Below are 20,356 nucleotides of genomic sequence, written 5' to 3'. Positions count from 1 at the left end.
AAACCTGTGGCACTGACCATTCTCGGCCTGTCTGGCGCCCTCAGTCACGATCCGTCCGCCGCGCTGTACATCGACGGCAAGCTGATCGCGGCGGTGGAAGAGGAACGCTTCGTGCGCGACAAGCACGCGAAGAACCGCATGCCCTACGAATCGGCCAAGTTCTGCCTGGAACAAGCCGGGATCAAGCCGTCCGACGTCGACGTGGTGGCGATTCCCTTCGCTCCCATCAGCATCTTCGAGAAGGCCCGCTGGCAGTACGCCAAACGTTACGCCTACGCGCCGGATCGTGCCCTCGATGCGATCCTGTTCGGTAACCGCCGTTACAAACGCTACAAGAAGCGTATCGAGTGGTGCCTGGTGCAACTCGGCTTTGACCTGAAGAAGGTCAAGATCGAGCCGGTCGAGCACCACCTGGCGCACGCCTCCAGCGCCTACCACTGCTCTGGCTTCAAGGAGAAGACCGCGATCCTCGGTATCGACGGCAAGGGCGAGTACGCCACCACCTTCTTCGGCTATGGCGAGAACGGCAAGATCCACAAGATCAAGGAATTCTACGATCCGGATTCGCTCGGCGGCCTCTATGGTGCGATCACCGAGTACCTGGGCTTCGAGATGCTCGATGGCGAGTTCAAGGTCATGGGCATGGCTCCCTATGGCGATGCCGCCAAGTACGATTTCTCGCGTCTGGCCAAGTTCGAGAACGGCGAGCTGATCATCAACACCGAGTACGCCAACGTCATCGGTTTCCGTCGCTACAAGGAAAACGGCAAGGGCTATTACTTTTCGCCCAAGCTGATTGAATGGCTCGGCCCGAAGCGCGAGGGCGATATCGCCGACGACCCGTACATCCACTACGCGGCCAGCATGCAGGCGCTGTTCGAGAAGCTGGCGCTGCAGATGATGGAGTACTACCTGGGCGACATCCTGCGGGAGACCGGCAAGATCGCCTTCGCCGGTGGCTGCGCGTTGAACGTCAAACTGAACCAGAAGATCATCGCCCGCGATGACGTCAAGGAGCTGTTCGTCCAGCCTGCCTCCGGTGACGCGGGCACTGCTGTCGGCGCTGCCGCCTACGTTTCGCACCAGCGTGGCGTGCCGGTGGAGAAGATGGAGCACGTCTACCTCGGCCCTTCGTACAGCAACGAAGACGTCATCGCTGCCTGCGCCAAGCACCCGAACCAGCCGGTGTTCAAACGTATCGACAACACGGCTGAGCGCATCGCAAAAATCATGGTCGACGGCAACCCGGTAGCCTGGTTCCAGGGCCGCATGGAGTTCGGCCCGCGCGCCTTGGGTGGCCGCTCGATCATCGGCTGCCCGAGTATTCCGGGCGTGGCCGACCGCATCAACGAGCAGATCAAGTTCCGCGAGCGCTGGAGACCCTTCTGCCCGTCCATGCTCGACACCGTGGCAGCGAAGATGCTCAAGGTGGATCACCCGAGCCCGTTCATGACCTTCACCTTCGAGGTGAACGACGAATGGAAGGAGCGTGTGAGTGAAGTGGTGCACGAGGACGGTACCTCGCGTGCCCAGGTGCTTGAGCGTCGTTTCAATCCGCGCTGGTATGACCTGATGCTGGAACTGGAAAAGCTCACCGGCAATGGCGTGTCGCTGAACACCTCGCTCAATCGTCGTGGCGAGCCGATGATCTGCTCGCCGACCGACGCGCTGAACATGTTCTACGGCTCGGACCTGCAGTACCTCATCATGGAAGATGTGCTCGTGGTCAAGGATGGCAAGGATTGGTATGACAGCGTCTGAGCATGCCTCTGGCCAGGCGCAGCGCTGGGTTCTGCAGTTCTGCCATGGCTATGACGGCCCCTTTCTTGATTGTGCACGGCAGTACGCCGTGCTGTTCAGGGACACGCCCTACAAGGTGTGTACGGTCTACCTGACCGGTAAGCCGTCGGAGGAGGTCGAGCAAGGCTCGGCTTCCGACGAGGTGATCTTTCTCAACTATTCCAGCGCTCAGGTGCGTGGCCTCAAGCTGGGGGCGATCCGTGATTTCCGCAGGATTGCCGCCTCGCGCGACTTTGCCTTGTGCATTGCGCACCGCTTCAAGCCGATCTACGTGGCCCTGCTGGGCAGCAACTTGCCGGTGATCGGCGTGCATCATGCCTTTGGCGACTACAAGCGCCGTTCTCGGCAACTGTTCGCCAACTTCTTCCGTAAACGTCTGAGTTTGCTCGGCGTGTCCAACGCCGTGCGCGACGACATGCGCGCCTGTCTGCCTGGTTGGCCCGTCGAACGCATCGAAACGCTGTACAACCGCATCGACGTCGAGGCGGTGCAGGCCGAGCAAGTTTCTCGCGAGCAGGCCCGCGAGCATTTGGGCCTGCCGCAGGACGCTTGGGTAGTTGGTAACGTTGGGCGTCTGCATCCGGACAAGGATCAGGCCACGCTGATTCGTGGTTTCGCTCAGGCGTTGCCACAACTGCCGGCGGGAAGCCTGCTGGTGGTCATGGGTAGTGGTCGCCTAGAGGCGCAGCTCAAGGAACTGGCGTTGGAGCTGGGCGTCAGCGAGTCCGTGCGCTTTCTTGGCCAGGTGGTGAATGGGCGGCGCTATTTCAAGGCTTTCGATGTATTTGCGTTGACCTCCGATCATGAGCCGTTCGGCATGGTGTTGCTGGAGGCGATGGCCGCAGGAGTGCCAGTCATATGTAGTGATTGTGGTGGCGGTCGTGAGGTGGTGAAGGGGAGTGGCTTGCTGGTTGCTTTTGCTCAACCCTCCACACTGGCAACTGGCTTGCGTGAATGTGCCGAGGGTCTGATAGACACGCAGTCATCAGCGGATAGGTTGAGTTTGTGCTTTAGTGATCAGGCAGCACGTGAGCGCTTCTGGACGCTCGGTTGGTTGTCCCAATAATTTGCCGCGTTTTATTTGAATTCCGGGATCGTGACTGTGGCCCCTAGTATTTGTTTCATCATTCCGTATTTTGGGCGCTGGCCGTTCTGGATGCCTCTGTTTCTTGAAAGCTGCAGAACCAATCCAGATATAGACTGGTTGCTTTTTAGTGACTGTGGCGAGCCGGAGGGTCTGCCGGCCAACGTTCGCGTTGAGCCCGTGACGTACGCTGACTATTGCTCGTTGGTTTCGGATCGTCTCGGTATATCGTTCTCACCGGTTAATCCCTACAAGCTTTGTGACCTCAAGCCCGCTCTTGGCTTTATTCATCAAGAGCAATTGCGGGGGTACGATTTTTGGGCGTTCGGTGACCTCGACTTGATTTACGGGCGTTTACGCCGGTACTTCACCGATGAGCGGCTTGCACGTTACGACCTCTTTTCCACACATGCCAGGCGTGTATCTGGGCATCTTTGCCTGATACGCAATACGGACGTGATGCGTCAGCTGTTCATGCGCATGCCGCACTGGCAGGAGCGTCTGGGGGATCAGGAGCATCATGCACTCGATGAAGGAGCATTCAGTCGTTTGTTCCTGTGGCGGAAGAATTTCCCAAAGCCGCTTTTCAATTTGGTAGGGCGGTTCAATCCATTGCGTCGGCGTAGTGAGTTCATTGAAGCATTCAGTACCCCAAGCGGTTGTATTCCATGGATTGATGGCGGCTTTCATTTTCCTCATAGGTGGTTCTGGCGTGACGGCTGCCTGACTAACGATCAGGACGGTGATCGGCAGTTTCCATACTTTCACTTCGCCATATGGAAACGAGGAGAGTGGTCGAACAAGACGGCTCCCACGCAGGAGGCGATGCAGGCATTGGCAGGTAAGCGTGCCTGGGTGGTAGATGAAGAAGGATTTTCGCAGTGGGAGTGAATATGGCGCGGCGTATCAAAGTCTTGCAGTTGCATCCGGACTACAACATCAAGGCGCACGATTTTGCCGATTTAGGAGAGCAGATATTTCGCGCCCTGCCTCCTGCGCGTTTCGAAACGGTCAATGCGTTTCTCCGTGGGCGTCCGACCGGTGATCAGCCTGAGAGTCGGGCCGAGCGCTCGATCTATTTCGAGTTTTCCGACGCCCAACTCAAGGGTATGCGGATTCGCGCCATGTGGCAGCTGTTCCGATACTGCCGAAGTGAGCGCTTCGATGTAGTGATCTGCAATCGCTTCAAGCCTGTGAACATGATGCTGATGCTCAATCGCTGGTTGAAGATTCCTTTGTGCATCGGAATTGCTCATGGCTTCGGCGAATACGATCGAGCCTATCGTCGTCAGCAGACTGCTCGATTGGTCAGTCCCGCCTGGCGTTTCGTGGGGGTTTCACCTGCGGTTAGGCAATATCTCCTCGATTGCCGATGCGGCTTCACCGAGCGCAATACTGTCGCGATAACCAATGCCATTGATATTGTGCAGGCCGAAGGCCTGCAGCTTTCGCGTGATGAGGCGCGCTCCCAGTTAGGGCTCGAGCCACATGTACGGCTTGTTGGAGCGTTGGGGCGATTGGTCCCGGTAAAGGGGCATATTCACCTGATCCGTGCTTTTGCGCAGATTGCAGGGGCGCATCCGGATGCGCAGTTGGCAATCATTGGCGCGGGGCGCGAGCACGACCGCTTGCTGCGGGAGGTAGAGCTTCTCGGTTTGCAAGGGCGTGTGCATCTGCTTGGTTTCCGCGAAAACGCCCTGCGCTATGTGCGCGCATTCGACATATGGGCCATGCCTTCTTTAGCAGAGGGCCTAGGTTTAGCACTGCTCGAAGGAATGAGTGGGCGTCTACCGGTGATCGCGAGCGATGTCCCAGCCATGCTGCCATTGATCCAGGGGGCTGGTGGTATTGCTGTCGCACCGGCAGATGTCGAGGGGTTGAGCAGGGCCTTGGATGAGTACCTCTCTCTCAGTGATGAGCAGCTCCAGATGAAGGGGGAGCAGTCCTACCGTTATCTGACGGAACGGCACGACATTGACGTGTTTCGTCAGCAGTACCTGGAGTTGATCGACTCTGCGTTGTGCGAGGTGACGCCATGACGGAGCAACTGCCATTGGTCACGGTTGTCATTGCCTCATATAACCATGCGCCCTATATCGAACAGTGCATCCTCAGTGTCGTGCAACAGACATATCCGCATATCGAGTTGCTCGTAGTTGATGACGGCTCCACGGATGACAGTGTGGCGCGAATAGAGCAGTTGCAGCGTGAGCATGGATTCGAGCTGCGTGTTCAGCAGAACAAAGGCCTGACGCACACGCTCAACGAGGCGATTGCGCGCGCCAAAGGTAGCTTGATTGCTCCGTTTGGTTCGGATGACATCATGGTGCCCGAGCGAATCGCCAAGCAGGTCGCGTACATGCAGGACAAGCCTGAGGTGGGAATCTGCGCCGGTAACATCGAATTGATCGATTCCGATGGCCAGCTGTTTCCCGAACCTCGTCAGCGAAGGGATATCGCGTTCCGTCGACTGGATTTTGATGACGTTTTCATGGAGCGCAAGCCTTATCCCCCAGCACCCACTCTCCTATTTCGCAAAGAGGCGCTGGAGCAGGTGGGTGGTTTCGATCCGCAGATTCGACTGGAGGATCTGCTCATCGAACTCAAGATAACCCATGCCGGCTACTACATCGACTGCCTTGGCGAGGTGCTAGCTCAATACCGCAAGCATGACAGCAACTCGTCCAAGAATACGCCGTTCATGGTGGAAAGCATTCTGCGTACCTATGCCTTGTTCAAAGATCACCCACAGTACGAATTTGTCCGCACACGCTTTCTCAGTTCGATGTTCCTCAAGTGCTCCAATCGAGATCGTGATTACGCGAAGCAGTTGCTCAGGCAGATTCCGTTTCGTAGCTGGAACAAGAAGACCTGGCGTGGCTTGGGGCGTCTGCTTTTCTCGCCCTTGGAGAAAAATTGACCATGAGCTTCTGGGCAAGATTTAGAGAGCGTCGGGCCAAGAGAGCGATCCGTAAGTTGCCGAAGCTGTATCGCGGTCAGGCACGGTTCCTGCTGCGCTATCCCCACTATTCGATAGGTGTCGGCAGTTATGGTTTGCCAATCGTTCATGACTGGAACGAGGGGGCTACGCTGCGTGTCGGCGCTTACACTTCTATCGCCGAGCAGGTCGAGATTTTTCTGGGTGGTCATCACCGCACGGAGTGGGTCACGACCTACCCGTTCCCCGCAATGATTGATGAGGCGGCGGAGATTCCCGGTTATGCATTCAGCCGTGGCGATGTTGTTATCGGTAATGACGTGTGGCTATGTACCGGCGCGGTGATTCTTTCCGGCGTCACTGTGGGGGATGGCGCGGTGGTCGCCGCTGGCGCTGTGGTCACCCGTGATGTTGCGCCATACTCGATCGTAGCCGGCAACCCTGCACGACATATCCGCTGGCGTTTTTCTGAGTCGATCAGAGAGGCACTTTTAGCTGCGAAATGGTGGGATTGGCCGGAGGGCGAGATCCGTCAGGTCAGTACGTTGCTTTGCTGCGAGCGGTTGGATGCGTTTATCGAGTACGCAGAACGGCGCACCAACGCTACGTCTAATCAGTCCGGCCTCAGCAAAAGCGCCTGAACGAAGCGAGGGGCGTACTGGCCGTAGCCTTCGCTCAACGCGTCCCTGTATAACCCGAAAAGCCAGTGTTCATCCCTTTCGTAGCGACGCATGTGCTTCAGGTTGCGTTGACGCATGCTCAGGCTGAGCGGGTGGCGTCCCACTTTCATATCCGCTACATCGATGAGGCCTAATGCTTCATTTGGCATCACGAGTACGTTGCCCAGGTGGATGGAACGGAAATAGACACCTTGCTCATGCAGGTGTCCGAGTAGTTGGCCAAATTGCGTAATCAATCTGCGCTGTTGTTCCGGCTGTGCTTCCTCTAGGGCCTTTCTCAGCGTATCGCCAGGCAATGGCACGTAATGCACTGCCGTGCCGTTTACTGCATCTTCTACGCGATAGGCTGCGATGATCTGCGGCGTGCTGAAGCCCAGACGTTGTAGGCGTTTGGCATTCTCGGAAAATCGCACTGCGTAAGGTTTTAGTGTTTCGCTGGACAATAACCGGCGCTTACGAAACAGCTTCAGGAAGCTGCCATCCTTCAGGCGCAGAACCTTAGGGCCGAGACCATCCTGTTCCAAAACGGTTGAGTCGTGCATCAATATTTGTAGTTGATCGGCTGACAGACGTTGCATCAACGGCCTCGCTCTTTTTGGCGGCCGATATTCAAGGCTGCCACCAGAGCCAGTGGAATCCAGGTCAGGAACCAATGCTCCTTGGGTCGTGAAAGAATGCCACCGCCTTCAGCCAGACCGGCCCCCAGCCCGTAAACGACCAAGGCGCCGGCGATAATGAAATACAGGTCACTACGTCGCTGCCAGCAGGTCCAGAGTGCTGCTCCATGCATAAGTAGCCACAAGAAGGCACCGATGATCCCCGTGTAATAGAGCACGCCGAGGAAGAAACTATGTGGTTCTCTGAATGTGTAGTTGGTTCCGGGGATGCTAATCGCAAGATGGGCATCGAAGCCATGCCCGATCCATGGCTGGAGGCGAATTTGCTCAAGTGCCAACTGCCATATTTCTAAACGATAGGATGTGCCTCGGTTCAGCAAACTCTCCGGGTAGATCAGCAGCAAGGCTAGTACGCCAGAGGCGCCAAGGACAGCCAGTACAAGGGCGCGCCTATTCCAGCAGCAGATCATCAACCAGCTCGAGGCGAGCGCTAGAGCGAGAATCGGAGTGCGCGAGCCTGTTGCCAGCAGGGTTATTGAGAGCACTACGAGTGGTATAAGTGCCAACTGGCTCTGTCTGCTGGAGGCTGTCATCCCCCAGCCAAGCCAGGCCACGCAAAACAGGCCGAATACATGCGAGCTAAGCAGTGGGTTGTCCAGAGCGCCGCTACCCACTAGGCGATCTTCAGGTTTGTAATGGAGAGCAAAGTCGATCAATGCATAAGCGGCTATTGGGATGATCACAAGTGAGGCCAGGCACACTACCTCAAGAAGTCGAGAGCAGTTGCGTTGCGCCATGAATGCGCAGGCCATGAACAGCATGAGGATATACAGCGGCCTCTTGGTTAGCGTTGCTACAGACTCGTCGGTGCCCGACCAGGAGATGCTCAGCAGTGCCCATGCAGAGAAGGCAATGAATGCAAGCGTGATGGGGTCGCGAAGCGGCGAGACAAGCTGTTTAGGTTGCATCACCATCGCAATGAGTGCCGGTGCTGCAATTAGCGCGTAGAAGAGCTTGTGATACTGGCTGCGATCATCTAGCCAAGTGAGGCCGGTCAACAAGCAAAAATAGCCGATCGGCAAAATCCATTGGCCAATGAAATCTGATGTGTTGCGCGGCCATGCGCCCAAGGCAAGCGACATTGATCCTGTACCCCTGATCCTGATTCGAGGCGCGATTCTACGGGATACCAGCGGATATTTCGCGCATCCATGGCGCAAGGGACGCTGTGATAGTATTCGCCCCTGTTCTGGCTGCGGCATATTTCCATGACCGATACCTCTGCGGACCTTCAATCCAGCTCTAGTTTGAAGATCTATTTTCGCTTGTTACGTTACGTCAGGCCTTACATCGGTTTGTTCCTGCTCAGCCTGGCTGGCTTTCTGATCTTTGCGTCCACCCAGCCGATGCTGGGTTATATCCTCAAGTACTTCGTCGACGGCCTGTCCAATCCCGATGCGAGTCTGTTCGCCGGCGTGCCCTGGTTGTTGGAGCATGCACCATGGCTTGCGCATCTGAAGCTGCTGCAGGCAGTGCCTTTGCTGATCGTGCTGATCGCATTGTGGCAGGGTATTGGTTCGTTCCTCGGCAATTACTACTTGGCCAAGGTATCGATGGGGCTGGTTCAGGACCTGCGCGTAGAGCTATTCAATAATCTGCTAACTCTGCCCAATCGCTACTTCGACAATCATAACTCCGGCCATCTGATCTCGCGCATTACCTACAACGTCACTATGGTCACCGGCGCTGCGACCGATGCGATCAAGGTAGTGGTGCGTGAGGGTATGACGGTTATCTTCCTGTTCGCCACCTTGCTGTGGATGAACTGGAAGTTGACCCTGGTGATGGTGGCGATCCTGCCGATCATCGGTCTGATGGTGACCAGTACCAGCAAGAAATTCCGCAAGCAGAGCAAGAAAATCCAGACCAGCATGGGCGATGTCACCCATGTCACCTCCGAGAGCATTCAAGGCTACCGGGTCGTGCGCAGCTTTGGCGGTGAGGATTATGAGAAGCAGCGCTTTTTGGGTGCCAGTGAGGAAAACAAGCTCAAGCAGCTGAAGATGGTCAAAACCAACGCCGTTTATACCCCTTCTCTGCAGTTGGTGATCTACAGCGCCATGGCGGTGTTGATGTTCCTCGTGCTGTGGCTGCGTGGTGATTCGTCGGCAGGTGACCTGGTGGCCTACATCACGTTGGCCGGTCTACTGCCCAAGCCGATCCGTCAGTTGTCCGAGGTCAGCTCGACGATTCAGAAGGGTGTCGCTGGTGCCGAAAGCATTTTCGAGCAACTCGACGAAGAGCCGGAGGTCGATCATGGCACCCAAGAGCGCGAGCGCATCAGTGGTCGCTTGGAAGTGAAAGACCTCAGCTTCAGCTACCCCGGCTCGGAAAAGCCTGTTCTGGACAACATTTCCTTCGTCGCCGAGCCTGGGCAGATGGTGGCGCTGGTCGGTCGCTCTGGTAGCGGCAAATCGACCCTGGCCAATCTGATTCCACGTTTCTATCACCACGAGCAGGGGCAGATCCTGCTCGATGGCCTGGATGTCGAAGACTACACCCTGCGCAACCTGCGCCGGCATATCGCGTTGGTGACCCAGCACGTCACCCTGTTCAACGACACCGTTCGCAACAACATCGCTTACGGCGATCTGGCTGGTGCGCCCCTTGAAGCGGTGCAGCAGGCAGCCGGCGACGCCTATGCCGCCGAGTTCATTGAGAAGATGCCGTTGGGCTACGACACCCTGGTCGGCGAGAACGGTGTCTTGCTGTCCGGTGGCCAGCGTCAGCGTCTGGCCATCGCCCGTGCGCTGCTCAAGGATGCGCCGTTGCTGATTCTCGACGAGGCCACCTCGGCGCTGGACACCGAGTCCGAGCGACATATTCAGGCCGCACTGGATCAGGTCATGCAAGGCCGTACTACCCTAGTCATCGCCCATCGCCTGACCACCATCGAGAAGGCCGACCTGATTCTGGTGATGGACCAGGGGCAGATCGTCGAGCGCGGCAGTCATGCCGAGTTGCTGGCGCAAAACGGTTACTACGCGCGCTTGCATGCCAAGCAGTTCGAGGACGGTGGCGAGTCGGTCGTGGCTGAGCACAGCGTGTGATGCTGAACCGTCTACGATTCTGGCGTGAACGCGGCTGGACGCCGATTACCGCCGCTGACTATGCCGGGGCCTGGACGCGTTTCGGCGGTAGTGTCGCGACTCATCCCGAGGTGGTAGCGCGGCTGGCCGATCTGGCCGGCCTTCCCGTGCGCTACCTGGGCTGGCAGGTCGACGGTCAGCTCCAGGCCGCCATCCCGACTTGGGGGCGGCATCTGGCCCTGTCCAAGGATGTGCTGAAGCAGCAAGGCAAGCGCGGTCTGTTCGACTTGGGCAATGCTGAAATCATCCTGCCGCTGGCTACCGATGTGCACGTACCGCTGCGCCATCGCGTGCGCTACTTGTCTGAGCTCAATGCGGCCCGACTCATCGGTGTCAGCGAGCAGCCCGAGGGGCTGGCGCTCGCCCGTGAGCCGGAGCAGTACAGCAAGAAGTTCCGCTACAACCAGCGCCGTGAGCAGCGTTTGCTGGAGGAGGCGGGCGGAGTCATCCGGCCGATGCTGGAGCTGACACCGGAGGAACAGGCGCGCATCTACGCAGACCTGTTCCAGCGCCGTTGGGGCTTCGAGGCCACCGGCAAGGATCATCTGGCGAAGGTTTTCGGCTTGTTGCGCGAGTTCATGACCGGCTCGCTGATCTACCTCAACGACGAACCGGTGGCGATCCAGGTGCTGTATCGCGTCGAGGCCCCCCAGTGGGTGAGCCTGGAATACATCAACGGCGGCGTCGACCCGCAACAACGCGAGTTCAGCCCCGGCAGCGTGCTCAGCTTCGTCAACACGCAAAGCGAGTGGGAGCAGGCTCGGGCGCTGGGCAAACCACTGCGTTATTCGTTCGGTCGCGCCGACCGCGAATATAAGGATCGCTGGTGCAACCGGGTCCCGGTCTATCAGGTGTGAGCGCATGAACGGACGCAAGCAACAGCTGCTCAAGCAGCATCGGCGCAACAAGCGTATCGCCCTATTGTTGGCGCTGCTGGCGTTGTTGGCGCTCGGTGTTTTCGTCGCCTGGTGGCTGCCGCCTCTGTTGCTGGTACTTGGCTGGGCCGCGCACGAGGCTTGGTTCGCCGATCACCTGTTTTATTCGCCGCGTGAAGATTACCGCTACGACTTCCCCGATGATTGCCTCAGCGTACCTGCACGTATCGAGCAGGGTGCACTGCAGGTCGAGGCGGACCTCGTCGGTTACGACACGCTGATTCTCGAGCTGAGCCTAGCCGCGACCTGGCTGGGACGTTGGGTCGATCCGTATGTGCGTCTGGGCGATGACCGCCAGGATTTCGAGCGTGGCGTGGCTGGGCGCCGCTACCTCAATGTCTCTGGGCAGTCGGTGCGAGGGCTGAGCATCGTCCCTCGCTTCTGCCGTATCGCGGGCGAGTTGCGCCTGCATGCCATGCGCAACCCCGACTTTGCCGCGCAACGCATGCTGATCATCGCGCCGCATGCCGACGATGCCGAGCTGGCGGCCTTTGGTCAGTACAGTCGCTCGTCCGAGACCGTCATCGTCACCCTGACCCAAGGTGAGATCGAGGCCGAAAACTATCAGCGCCTCGGCCTGGACAAGGCCGCTGCCGCCCGTCTGAAAGGCCGGCTGCGCTCCTGGGACAGCCTGGCCGCGCCGCTTTGGGGCGGCGTACCGCAGCAGCGCTGCGTGCAGCTCGGCTACTACTGCCTGCAACTGCCCGCCATGGCCAAGCAACCGCAAGTGCCCTTTGGCTCACGCGAATCGGGGGAAAGCGATGTGCGTCCTGTGCGCCGTCACAATTCGCTGCCCCTGCCGGCCGATGGCGACGGCCAACCGACCTGGAATAACCTGATCGCCGATCTAGTAGCTGTGATCGAGCATTACCGCCCCGAAGTGTTGCTGACGCCGCACCCGGAGTTGGACCCGCATCACGATCATGTCGCCAGCACCCGTGCCGTGCTCGAAGCCTGCGAGCGCAGCGGCTGGAAGCCGAAAACCCTGTTGCTCTACGCCAATCACCTGCATGACAACGACCGTTGGCCAATGGGCCCGGCGGGTAATGGCATCGCCTTGCCGCCGGCGATAAACGCGCTGCCGGCCGACCGCCTGTGGAGCCCGACGTTGGATGCTGAACGGCAGTTGGACAAGGCCATGGCGCTGGGCCTGCAGCATGACCTGCAAGGCCCGCTGCCGCTGAAAAGACGCCTGCGCCGCCTGATTCAGTGGGCGTTGGCCAGGCGCCGCTGGCCCGCCACGGGCGAGGACGAGTTCTTCCGTAAGGCCGTGCGCCGACATGAGCTGTTCTGGGTTCGCCCGCTCTGAGCTGCCCGCCGTATTCGCCATGCTATGATTTTTCCCGTTTTTCTCCCCTTCTGGAGCTGCCATGAAACTATCCATGCCCCGTTATGACCAAGCCACCGTTCTGGTGGTGGGCGATGTGATGCTCGATCGCTATTGGCATGGTGGCACCTCACGGATTTCTCCCGAAGCCCCGGTGCCCGTGGTGCGTGTCGACCAGATCGAGGACCGCCCAGGTGGTGCTGCCAACGTGGCACTGAATATCGCGGCACTTGGTGCGCGGGCGCTGCTGGTTGGCGTCACGGGTGAGGACGAAGCCGCCGACAGCCTCAGCTACAGCCTGCAGGGCGTGGGGGTGGAAACCCATTTCCAGCGTATCGATGACCAACCCACCATCGTCAAGCTGAGGGTGATGAGCCGCCACCAGCAGTTGCTGCGCATGGACTTCGAGGAACCGTTCAGAACCGACACCGCCGCTCTGGCGCGTGAGGTTGATGCACTGCTCGATGGGGTCAAGGTGCTGGTGCTGTCGGACTATGGTAAGGGTGCGCTGCAGAACCATCAGGTACTGATCCAGGCGGCGCGCAACAAGGGCATTGCGGTGCTGGCCGATCCCAAGGGCAAGGACTTTTCCATCTACCGTGGTGCGAGCCTGATCACGCCTAACCTGCACGAGTTCGAGCTGATCGTCGGCGGTTGTGCCGATGAGGCCGAGTTGGTCAGCAAAGGCGCCAAGCTGATGCGCGAATTGGAGCTGGGCGCTTTGCTGGTGACCCGTGGCGAGCACGGCATGACCCTGCTGCGCCCGGAGCATGCGCCACTGCATCTGCCGGCCCGTGCCCGTGAGGTGTTCGACGTCACCGGTGCTGGCGACACGGTGATTTCCACCCTGGCCGCCTCCATCGCGGCGGGCGAGGAGCTGCCGCTGGCAGTGGCCCTGGCCAACCTGGCCGCTGGCATCGTGGTCGGCAAGCTGGGCACTGCAGCCATCAGCGCGCCCGAGCTGCGTCGTGCGGTGCAGCGCGAAGAAGGTTCCGAGCGTGGCGTACTGAGTCTGGATCAATTGCTGATCGCCATCGAAGATGCCCGCGCCCATGGCGAGAAGATCGTCTTCACCAATGGCTGTTTCGATATCCTTCACGCCGGTCACGTGACCTACCTGGAGCAGGCGCGCGCGCAGGGCGATCGTCTGATCGTGGCGATCAACGACGACGCTTCGGTCAGCCGTCTGAAAGGCCCCGGCCGCCCCATCAACGCGGTCGACCGCCGTATGGCGGTGCTCGCCGGCCTGGGGGCGGTGGACTGGGTGGTGGGCTTCAGTGAAGACACGCCCGAGCGCCTGCTCAAGCAGGTGCAGCCAGATGTGCTGGTCAAGGGCGGTGACTATGGTGTCGACCAGGTGGTCGGTGCCGACATCGTCCAGGCCTATGGCGGCGAAGTGCGCGTGCTTGGTCTGGTGGAGAACAGCTCCACCACGGCAATCGTCGAGAAGATTCGCAGCAAGTGAACGCGGGCTGAGCAAAGCGCGAGTCTTGCTCCGTCCGTTAGTTTCCAGCCATGGCTTGACCCGATTGCCGCCCGGCGACGGCTTGAAGGTCATAGGCGCTCGCCGGTTCTGACTTCATCATCAATGGCATCCCTCTATGGAGTGAGATGCCATGATCGTCGATGTACAGGGCCAGGCCTTGAGCGTACTGAGCAAACTGGCCCAGGCCGAATGGCCGGATCGCCTCAAGGTACGCAAGTCCTTCGAAAAACTCGTCTACAGCGGTAGTCGCGTCCGTTTTCGTCTGGCTGCCGGGCGGGCGGAGAGCAAGCCGCGCGAGGCGCGCCCGGCGGCGGATGATCTGTTCGACCTGTCCCTGACCGATGAGCAGCAGATGCTGGTGGACATGCTGCAAGGCTTCGCCCTGGACGTGTTGCGTCCCGCGGCGCATGAGGCCGACGCTCAGGCTCGGGCGCCCGCTGCGTTGATCAACCAGGCCCATGAGCTGGGCCTGGCTCACTATGGCGTCGGTGAAGCGCAAGGTGGTCTGGCCGGTGAGCGTACGGTATTGAGCAATGCGCTGATCGCCGAGAGCCTGGCGCAGGGCGACTTTTCCCTGGCAGCCGCGTTGTTGGTGCCGCTGTCTGCCGCCAACTGCATTCGCCGCTGGGGCACTGCGGAGCAGCAGGCCGCCTGGCTGCCGGCGTTCGTCGCTGAGGAACGCGCGCCAGTCTTCGCCTTGGCTGTCAATGAGCCTGGTGTGCTGGCCGACCCAGCTCAGCCGGCGACGCGGGCGCGCAAGCGCGGCAAGCACTATCTGCTCGACGGTGAGAAGACATTGGTCATCGCGGGGCTGGAGGCAAGCCGGCTGGTGGTCAGCGCCCAGGCGGGCGATGGTCCGGCGCTGTTCGTCGTCGACGCGGCGAGCAAGGGTGTCAGTCGCCGTGCCGAGCCTGGAATGGGGCTCAAGGCCTGCGGGCTGGCGCGTATCCAGTTGAAGGGCGTCAGGGTGCCGAGTGACTGTCGCCTGGCCGGCAAGGGGTTCGACTTTAAGGCCTTTCTCGACCTCGGTGCGCTGGCGTTCTGCGCGCTGGCCGTGGGTACGGCGCAGGCTGCGCTGGACTATGTGACGACCTACTGCAACGAGCGCCAGGCGTTCGGTGAGCCGATCAGCCATCGCCAGGGGGTGGCCTTCATGGTCGCCGATATCGCCATCGAACTGGATGCCATGCGTCTATTGACCTGGCGTGCCTGCGCTCGCGCCGAGTCCGGCCTGTCGTTTCGCCGTGAGGCCTACCTGGCGCGTCTGCTCTGTGCCGAAAAGGCGATGAAGATCGGCTCCGATGCGGTGCAGCTGCTGGGCGGCCATGGTTTTACCCAGGAGCACCCGGTCGAACGCTGGTATCGCGATCTGCGTAGCGTGGCCATTCTGGCCGGTGGCCTACATCTCTGAACAGGCAGGCAACCATGAATCTGGAAACCCCGAAGAAATTCCGCGGTCTGCAGCATCAGGCCGGGCAAGTGGCCAAGCATTATTTCCGGCCGATTTCGCGCAAGTACGACAAGGCCGAGCACGCCTATCCCAAGGAGCTGGATCTGCTCGCAGCGCTGCTCGACGGCATGAACGAAGGCTCGCCCGATGCAGTCGGCGCCGGTTCTGCAAGCAAGCGCGGAGCATCCCGCGAGCAGCAGGAAGGCGTGCGCAACGGCGGCAATATGGCGGCGCTGCTCGGCGTGATGGAACTGTGTTGGGGCGACGTTGGCCTGCTGCTGGCCATGCCGCGCCAGGGGCTTGGTAACGCGGCGATCGCGGCGGTGGCCAATGATGAACAGCTCACTCGCTTCGGCAAGACCTGGGCCGCCATGGCCATCACCGAGCCGGGCTGTGGTTCGGACTCCGCTGCAATCCGCACCACGGCGGTGAAGGATGGTGATCATTACATCCTCAATGGCGAAAAGATCTTCGTTACCTCTGGCGAGCGAGCGGACTCGGTGGTGGTCTGGGCCAGCCTGGACAAGCGTCTGGGCCGAGCGGCGATCAAATCCTTCGTGGTCGAAAAGGGGACACCTGGGATGACGGTTACCCGTCTGGAGAAGAAGTTGGGGATCAAGGCGTCCGATACGGCCTCGATCAGCTTCAGCGACTGTCGGGTGCCGGCTGCCAACCTGCTGGGCAATGCCGAGATCGACGTGCAGAAAGGCTTCGCCGGGGTCATGGAGACTTTCGATAACACCCGCCCGCTGGTCGCCGGGATGGCCGTCGGCGTGGCTCGGGCCGCGTTGGAGCGTACTCATGAGCTGCTGAGCAAGGCCGGTTGCCGTTTCGACTACGCCAAGCCACTGCTCAGCGTCAGTCATGCCGAGGCTACGCTGTATCGCCTGGAGGCGGAATGGGAGGCTGCGCGTCTGCTGACGCTGAAAGCGGCGTGGATGGCCGACAACAAGCTACCCAACTCGAAAGAGGCCTCCATCGCCAAGGCCAAGGCCGGGCGGGTGACCAGCGAGGTAACGCTCAAGTGCGTCGAACTGGCCGGTGCGCTGGGTTACGGTGAGGATGAGCTGCTGGAGAAGTGGGCACGCGACTCGAAGATTCTCGACATCTTCGAAGGCACCCAGCAGATCCAGTTGCTGATCGTCGCTCGGCGGTTGTTGGGCAAGAGCTCCAGCGAACTCAAGTAGAACCTGCAACGCGCTCCGAAAACGAAAAAGCCCGCATTAGCGGGCTTTTGTCTAGAAACGGAATACTTCCGTATCGATCTTGATGGGTTCCGCCACCGGAATCTTCGGTCCGGCAGTAGCTGGCTCCTGCGGTTTGGCTTTGGCCACCGGCGGTTTCTTGCGTGGCGGCTCGGGAGTAGGCTCGGCTGCAGCGATGGGCTGAATGGCCACCGCCAGTTCCGCGGCCAGGCGCTGCAGCAGGGCACTCTGCGCCTTGACCTGTTCAGCCAGAGGCCCGTTGTGCGGCTCTTCCAGGCGAATCAGGCGGCTGTCGCGCAGTTGTCCTCGGCGGTCGAGCAGGCGCCATTGCGCTTCGAGTACGGCGGGTTGAGTTGGGCCGGAGTCCAGGCGTGTAATGGTCAGCATGACTTGCGCGTCGGCACTGAAGCCTGGCGCCGCCGGTGCCAGCACCAGGCGCTGGCTGTCCAGACGCCAGGCCAACTGGCGCAGCATCTGCTGGTCGATGTCATTGGCCAGGCCGCTGGCCCAGCGCGCATCCTGAGCCGCGACCAGGCTGCCGTCTGCCTGGCGTTGCAGCAGATTCTGCTGGCGCAGGTAATCGGCCACGCTGATCGGACCGACCAGCACGGTCACGCCGTTGTCCTTGGTCGGCGTTACGGCACTACCGCTATCGAGTTGGTAAAGAGGCACCGGCTTCTGCTGCAGCAGGCTGCAACCGCTCAATACGAGCAGTGTGGTCAAAAGCAGGGCCACAGGGCGTACTACAGTCATCATCAATCCCAGGCAGCCGCTTTTGGGGCAGCTGCACATCGAACCCATATCATTCAAGGGGTCATTCGCGCATGACCCGGGGCGCGTATCATCCGTCAAACCGAGCTACGACTCCAGCCTTGACTGCCGGCTGGTAGCGCGGATTTCCCGGAAGAACGGGGCGTGTTGCCGACGCTATTCCACCAGAAGCTGGTCGACGCGCTGGAAGCCGCGCGGCAGTTTGTTGCCACGTCGGCCGCGCTCGCCCTTGTAGTGCTCGAGATCGTCGGCTTTGAGTGTCAGGGTACGCTTCCCGGCCTGCAAAACCAAACTGGCGCCGCTAGGTAGCACGGCCAGATCGGTCAAATACTCCTCGCGTGACGCCACTCGCTCACCCGGAATGCCGATGATCTTGTTGCCCTTGCCTTTGCCCAGTTGCGGCAGATCGGTGACCTTGAACAGCAGCAGGCGGCCTTCGGTGGTCACCGCGGCCAGCCAGCCGTCTTCCAGATTGCTGACGGGCTTGGGAGCCACCACTTTGGCGCCGTTGGGCAGGGTCAGCAGCGCCTTGCCTGCCTTGTTCTTGGCCTGCAGATCCTCGCCCTTGACCACGAAGCCGTAGCCGGCATCGGAGGCGATTACGTACAGCGCGCTGTCCTCCGGCAGCATCACGCATTCGAAGGTTGCACCCGGTGGCGGGGTCAGACGGCCGGTCAGCGGTTCACCCTGGCCGCGCGCCGACGGCAGGCTGTGGGCGGCGAGCGAATAACTCCTGCCTGTCGAGTCGATAAACACCGCGTACTGGTTCGAGCGGCCTGGTGCGGCGGCCTTGAAGCCGTCGCCGGCTTTGTAGGACAAGCCCGTGGCGTCGATGTCATGACCCTTGGCGCAGCGCACCCAGCCTTTCTCCGAGAGCACCACGGTGACCGGTTCGGTCGGCATCAGCTCGGTTTCCGACAGGGCCTTGGCTTCGGCGCGGGCGACGATCGGCGAGCGGCGGTCATCGCCGTACTTTTCGGCGTCTTCGATGATCTCCTTGCGTACCAGCTTCTTCAGCTTGGCTTCGCTGCCGAGCAGAGCCAGTAGCTTCTCGCGCTCCTTGGCCAGCTCGTCCTGCTCGCCTCGGATCTTCATTTCTTCCAGGCGAGCCAATTGGCGCAGGCGAGTGTCGAGGATGTAGTCGGCCTGCACATCGGTGAGACCGAAGGTTTCCATCAGCACCGGCTTGGGGGAATCCTCGGTGCGGATGATGCGGATCACCTCGTCGAGGTTGAGGAAGGCAATCAACAAACCTTCCAACAGGTGCAGGCGCTTTTCCACCTTGTCCAGGCGGAACTGCAGGCGACGACGTACGGTACCTACGCGGTACACCAGCCACTCGCTGAGCAGGGTGCGCAGGTCCTTGACCTGCGGCTTGCCATCGAGGCCGATGACGTTGGTGTTGACCCGGTAGCTGGACTCCAGGTCGGTGGTGGCGAACAGGTGGGTCATCAGTTCGTCGGCATCGACGCGGTTGGAGCGCGGGATGATGACGATGCGGCACGGGTTCTCATGGTCCGACTCATCGCGCAGGTCAGCGACCATCGGCAGCTTCTTGGCCTGCATTTGTGCCGCGATCTGCTCCAGCACCTTGGACCCGGAGACCTGATGCGGCAGGGCGGTGACGACGATGTCGCCGTCCTCGACACTGTACACGGCGCGCATGCGCACCGAGCCGCGGCCGGTTTCGTAGATCTTCAGCAGGTCGGCCTTGGGCGTGATGACTTCGGCTTCGGTGGGGAAGTCAGGGCCCTGGATATGCTCGCAGAGCTGCTCGACCGTGGCGCTCGGTTCATCCAGCAGACGCACGCAGGCTGCGGCGACCTCGCGCAGGTTGTGCGGTGGCACGTCGGTGGCCATGCCCACGGCGATGCCGGTGGTGCCGTTGAGCAGCAGGTTGGGCAGGCGCGCCGGCAGGGTCGCCGGCTCGTTCATGGTGCCGTCGAAGTTCGGCACCCAGTCGACCGTGCCTTGGCCGAGCTCGGAGAGCAGCACTTCCGAGTAACGCGACAGGCGCGCCTCGGTGTAGCGCATGGCAGCGAAGGATTTGGGATCGTCCGGCGCGCCCCAGTTGCCCTGGCCGTCGACCAGCGTATAGCGGTAGCTGAACGGCTGCGCCATCAGCACCATGGCTTCGTAGCAAGCGCTGTCACCGTGCGGGTGGAACTTGCCGAGCACGTCACCGACGGTCCGCGCCGACTTCTTGTGCTTGGAGTCGGCGTCCAAGCCCAATTCGCTCATGGCATAGACGATGCGGCGCTGCACGGGTTTCAGGCCGTCGCCGATGTGCGGCAGGGCGCGGTCCATGATTACGTACATGGAGTAGTTGAGATAAGCCTGCTCGGTGAAGTCGGCGAGTGACCGGCGTTCAACGCCTTCCAGGCTCAAATCGAGGGATTCGCTCATGCGGGCCTCATTGCAAGGTTGATTGGCGCAGCACCAGGGTGCCGCCCTTCTGACTGAATTCGAGTTGTTTCAGGGCGCTCATGCCCAGCAGCACTTCGTCACCGTCCATGCCGGGAGCGATCAGTGCGGCGACGTCACGCAGTTCGATATCGCCAAGGCGCAGGCTGTCCAGCCGTGTGCGATGCCCGGTGGCACGGCCATTGGCAGTGCTGATGATGATCGGTGCGCCGCGTTGCAGGCCAAGCTGCTCGGCAACCGTGCTGGGGATCGCGACCTGGGTTGCGCCGGTATCGAGCAGGAAGGTCACGTCCTGCCCATCGATCTGGCCATTGACCACGTAATGTCCCTGACGGCTGCTGGCCAGGCTGACTTCGACGAAGCCATCGCCATGTACCGACTGCGGCGCCTGGTTGGGATTGCGCTGGCGATCTTCCCAGTTGCCGAAGAAATGCGTGGCCAGCAGCAGGCCGGCACCCCAGGCGAGCACCCACATCACGCGTCCGGCACG

The 20,356-nt window shown here is 60.5% G+C and carries 17 protein-coding genes; 12 read left to right on the top strand and 5 right to left on the bottom strand.

The features are described from left to right. The first annotated feature begins 6 nt into the window (after nucleotides 1-6). Genes RTH74_RS05585 through RTH74_RS05560 form a run of 6 tightly spaced genes read left to right on the top strand, consistent with a single transcriptional unit; the run spans nucleotide 7 to nucleotide 6,463 of the window. The gene (locus tag RTH74_RS05585; RefSeq protein ID WP_125879014.1) at nucleotides 7-1,761 is read left to right on the top strand and encodes a carbamoyltransferase; all 1,755 of its coding nucleotides are present in this window, start codon (nucleotides 7-9) and stop codon (nucleotides 1,759-1,761) included. Beyond that, complete coding sequence (locus RTH74_RS05580) at nucleotides 1,748-2,866, top strand: glycosyltransferase (protein ID WP_316914026.1); 1,119 nt, start codon at nucleotides 1,748-1,750, stop codon at nucleotides 2,864-2,866. The genes RTH74_RS05585 and RTH74_RS05580 overlap by 14 nt, the downstream gene beginning before the upstream one ends. Nucleotides 2,867-2,893: 27 nt before the next feature. Further along, nucleotides 2,894-3,775, top strand: coding sequence for a DUF6625 family protein (locus tag RTH74_RS05575; RefSeq protein WP_125879128.1), 882 nt, complete (start codon nucleotides 2,894-2,896; stop codon nucleotides 3,773-3,775). Nucleotides 3,776-3,777: 2 nt separating this feature from the next. Next, the gene (locus RTH74_RS05570) at nucleotides 3,778-4,923 is read left to right on the top strand and encodes a glycosyltransferase family 4 protein (protein ID WP_316914025.1); all 1,146 of its coding nucleotides are present in this window, start codon (nucleotides 3,778-3,780) and stop codon (nucleotides 4,921-4,923) included. Then, nucleotides 4,920-5,804, top strand: a complete 885-nt coding sequence (locus tag RTH74_RS05565) for a glycosyltransferase (protein ID WP_125879011.1) — start codon at nucleotides 4,920-4,922, stop codon at nucleotides 5,802-5,804. Before RTH74_RS05570 ends, RTH74_RS05565 begins: the two co-directional genes overlap by 4 nt. 2 nt (nucleotides 5,805-5,806) lie before the next feature. Then, complete coding sequence (locus tag RTH74_RS05560; RefSeq protein WP_316914024.1) at nucleotides 5,807-6,463, top strand: CatB-related O-acetyltransferase; 657 nt, start codon at nucleotides 5,807-5,809, stop codon at nucleotides 6,461-6,463. Here the strand turns inward: RTH74_RS05560 and RTH74_RS05555 are convergent. After that, nucleotides 6,436-7,080, bottom strand: a complete 645-nt coding sequence (locus RTH74_RS05555) for a lipopolysaccharide kinase InaA family protein (protein WP_316914023.1) — start codon at nucleotides 7,078-7,080, stop codon at nucleotides 6,436-6,438. The two genes, RTH74_RS05560 and RTH74_RS05555, sit on opposite strands and share 28 nt — an antisense overlap. Continuing rightward, on the bottom strand, nucleotides 7,080-8,261 hold the full coding sequence (locus tag RTH74_RS05550; RefSeq protein ID WP_316914022.1) for an O-antigen ligase family protein: 1,182 nt from the start codon (nucleotides 8,259-8,261) through the stop codon (nucleotides 7,080-7,082). The genes RTH74_RS05555 and RTH74_RS05550 overlap by 1 nt, the downstream gene beginning before the upstream one ends. 126 nt (nucleotides 8,262-8,387) lie before the next feature. Between RTH74_RS05550 and msbA the strand changes: the two genes are divergently transcribed. The 6 genes from msbA (at nucleotide 8,388) to RTH74_RS05520 (ending at nucleotide 16,653) form a co-directional block, all read left to right on the top strand. Next, on the top strand, nucleotides 8,388-10,229 hold the full coding sequence (gene msbA, locus RTH74_RS05545) for a lipid A export permease/ATP-binding protein MsbA (protein WP_316914021.1): 1,842 nt from the start codon (nucleotides 8,388-8,390) through the stop codon (nucleotides 10,227-10,229). Next, the gene (locus RTH74_RS05540) at nucleotides 10,229-11,125 is read left to right on the top strand and encodes a GNAT family N-acetyltransferase (RefSeq protein WP_316914020.1); all 897 of its coding nucleotides are present in this window, start codon (nucleotides 10,229-10,231) and stop codon (nucleotides 11,123-11,125) included. The genes msbA and RTH74_RS05540 overlap by 1 nt, the downstream gene beginning before the upstream one ends. A 4-nt stretch (nucleotides 11,126-11,129) precedes the next feature. Then, nucleotides 11,130-12,512: a PIG-L family deacetylase gene (locus RTH74_RS05535; RefSeq protein ID WP_316914019.1), complete on the top strand. Its 1,383-nt coding sequence runs from the start codon at nucleotides 11,130-11,132 to the stop codon at nucleotides 12,510-12,512. A gap of 61 nt (nucleotides 12,513-12,573) precedes the next feature. Then, complete coding sequence (gene hldE, locus RTH74_RS05530; protein ID WP_316914018.1) at nucleotides 12,574-13,995, top strand: bifunctional D-glycero-beta-D-manno-heptose-7-phosphate kinase/D-glycero-beta-D-manno-heptose 1-phosphate adenylyltransferase HldE; 1,422 nt, start codon at nucleotides 12,574-12,576, stop codon at nucleotides 13,993-13,995. A gap of 151 nt (nucleotides 13,996-14,146) precedes the next feature. Then, entirely contained in the window at nucleotides 14,147-15,427 is a 1,281-nt protein-coding gene (locus RTH74_RS05525; protein WP_316914017.1) for an acyl-CoA dehydrogenase family protein, read from the top strand. Nucleotides 15,428-15,441: 14 nt separating this feature from the next. Then, nucleotides 15,442-16,653, top strand: coding sequence for an acyl-CoA dehydrogenase family protein (locus RTH74_RS05520; RefSeq protein ID WP_316914016.1), 1,212 nt, complete (start codon nucleotides 15,442-15,444; stop codon nucleotides 16,651-16,653). 51 nt (nucleotides 16,654-16,704) lie between these two features. On the opposite strand, the gene RTH74_RS05515 is transcribed toward RTH74_RS05520, so the two are convergent. The 3 genes from RTH74_RS05515 to RTH74_RS05505 form a co-directional block, all read right to left on the bottom strand. Beyond that, nucleotides 16,705-17,427 carry an ABC-type transport auxiliary lipoprotein family protein gene (locus tag RTH74_RS05515; RefSeq protein ID WP_316914015.1) on the bottom strand — a complete coding sequence of 241 codons (723 nt, stop codon included), beginning with the start codon at nucleotides 17,425-17,427 and terminating at the stop codon, nucleotides 16,705-16,707. A gap of 171 nt (nucleotides 17,428-17,598) precedes the next feature. After that, nucleotides 17,599-19,848, bottom strand: a complete 2,250-nt coding sequence (gene parC, locus RTH74_RS05510) for a DNA topoisomerase IV subunit A (RefSeq protein ID WP_296233884.1) — start codon at nucleotides 19,846-19,848, stop codon at nucleotides 17,599-17,601. Between the two features lie 7 nt (nucleotides 19,849-19,855). Then, on the bottom strand, nucleotides 19,856-20,341 hold the full coding sequence (locus RTH74_RS05505) for a retropepsin-like aspartic protease family protein (protein WP_420713139.1): 486 nt from the start codon (nucleotides 20,339-20,341) through the stop codon (nucleotides 19,856-19,858). Nucleotides 20,342-20,356 lie beyond the last annotated feature (15 nt).

The sequence above is a fragment of the Pseudomonas sp. zfem001 genome (assembly GCF_032621725.1).
Classification (GTDB): domain Bacteria; phylum Pseudomonadota; class Gammaproteobacteria; order Pseudomonadales; family Pseudomonadaceae; genus Aquipseudomonas; species Aquipseudomonas sediminis.
This window is presented reverse-complemented; position numbering and strand designations above follow the sequence as displayed.

What these genes read in the sequence shown, in the direction of transcription:
- msbA (WP_316914021.1), top strand. Translation starts at nt 8,388, where the DNA reads ATGACCGATACCTCTGCGGACCTTCAATCCAGCTCTAGTTTGAAGATC.
- RTH74_RS05505 (WP_420713139.1), bottom strand. Translation starts at nt 20,341, where the DNA reads ATGTGGGTGCTCGCCTGGGGTGCCGGCCTGCTGCTGGCCACGCATTTC.
- RTH74_RS05540 (WP_316914020.1), top strand. Translation starts at nt 10,229, where the DNA reads ATGCTGAACCGTCTACGATTCTGGCGTGAACGCGGCTGGACGCCGATT.
- RTH74_RS05555 (WP_316914023.1), bottom strand. Translation starts at nt 7,080, where the DNA reads ATGCAACGTCTGTCAGCCGATCAACTACAAATATTGATGCACGACTCA.
- RTH74_RS05520 (WP_316914016.1), top strand. Translation starts at nt 15,442, where the DNA reads ATGAATCTGGAAACCCCGAAGAAATTCCGCGGTCTGCAGCATCAGGCC.
- RTH74_RS05525 (WP_316914017.1), top strand. Translation starts at nt 14,147, where the DNA reads ATGATCGTCGATGTACAGGGCCAGGCCTTGAGCGTACTGAGCAAACTG.
- RTH74_RS05560 (WP_316914024.1), top strand. Translation starts at nt 5,807, where the DNA reads ATGAGCTTCTGGGCAAGATTTAGAGAGCGTCGGGCCAAGAGAGCGATC.
- RTH74_RS05565 (WP_125879011.1), top strand. Translation starts at nt 4,920, where the DNA reads ATGACGGAGCAACTGCCATTGGTCACGGTTGTCATTGCCTCATATAAC.
- RTH74_RS05570 (WP_316914025.1), top strand. Translation starts at nt 3,778, where the DNA reads ATGGCGCGGCGTATCAAAGTCTTGCAGTTGCATCCGGACTACAACATC.
- RTH74_RS05580 (WP_316914026.1), top strand. Translation starts at nt 1,748, where the DNA reads ATGACAGCGTCTGAGCATGCCTCTGGCCAGGCGCAGCGCTGGGTTCTG.
- parC (WP_296233884.1), bottom strand. Translation starts at nt 19,848, where the DNA reads ATGAGCGAATCCCTCGATTTGAGCCTGGAAGGCGTTGAACGCCGGTCA.
- hldE (WP_316914018.1), top strand. Translation starts at nt 12,574, where the DNA reads ATGAAACTATCCATGCCCCGTTATGACCAAGCCACCGTTCTGGTGGTG.
- RTH74_RS05515 (WP_316914015.1), bottom strand. Translation starts at nt 17,427, where the DNA reads ATGATGACTGTAGTACGCCCTGTGGCCCTGCTTTTGACCACACTGCTC.
- RTH74_RS05550 (WP_316914022.1), bottom strand. Translation starts at nt 8,261, where the DNA reads ATGTCGCTTGCCTTGGGCGCATGGCCGCGCAACACATCAGATTTCATT.
- RTH74_RS05535 (WP_316914019.1), top strand. Translation starts at nt 11,130, where the DNA reads ATGAACGGACGCAAGCAACAGCTGCTCAAGCAGCATCGGCGCAACAAG.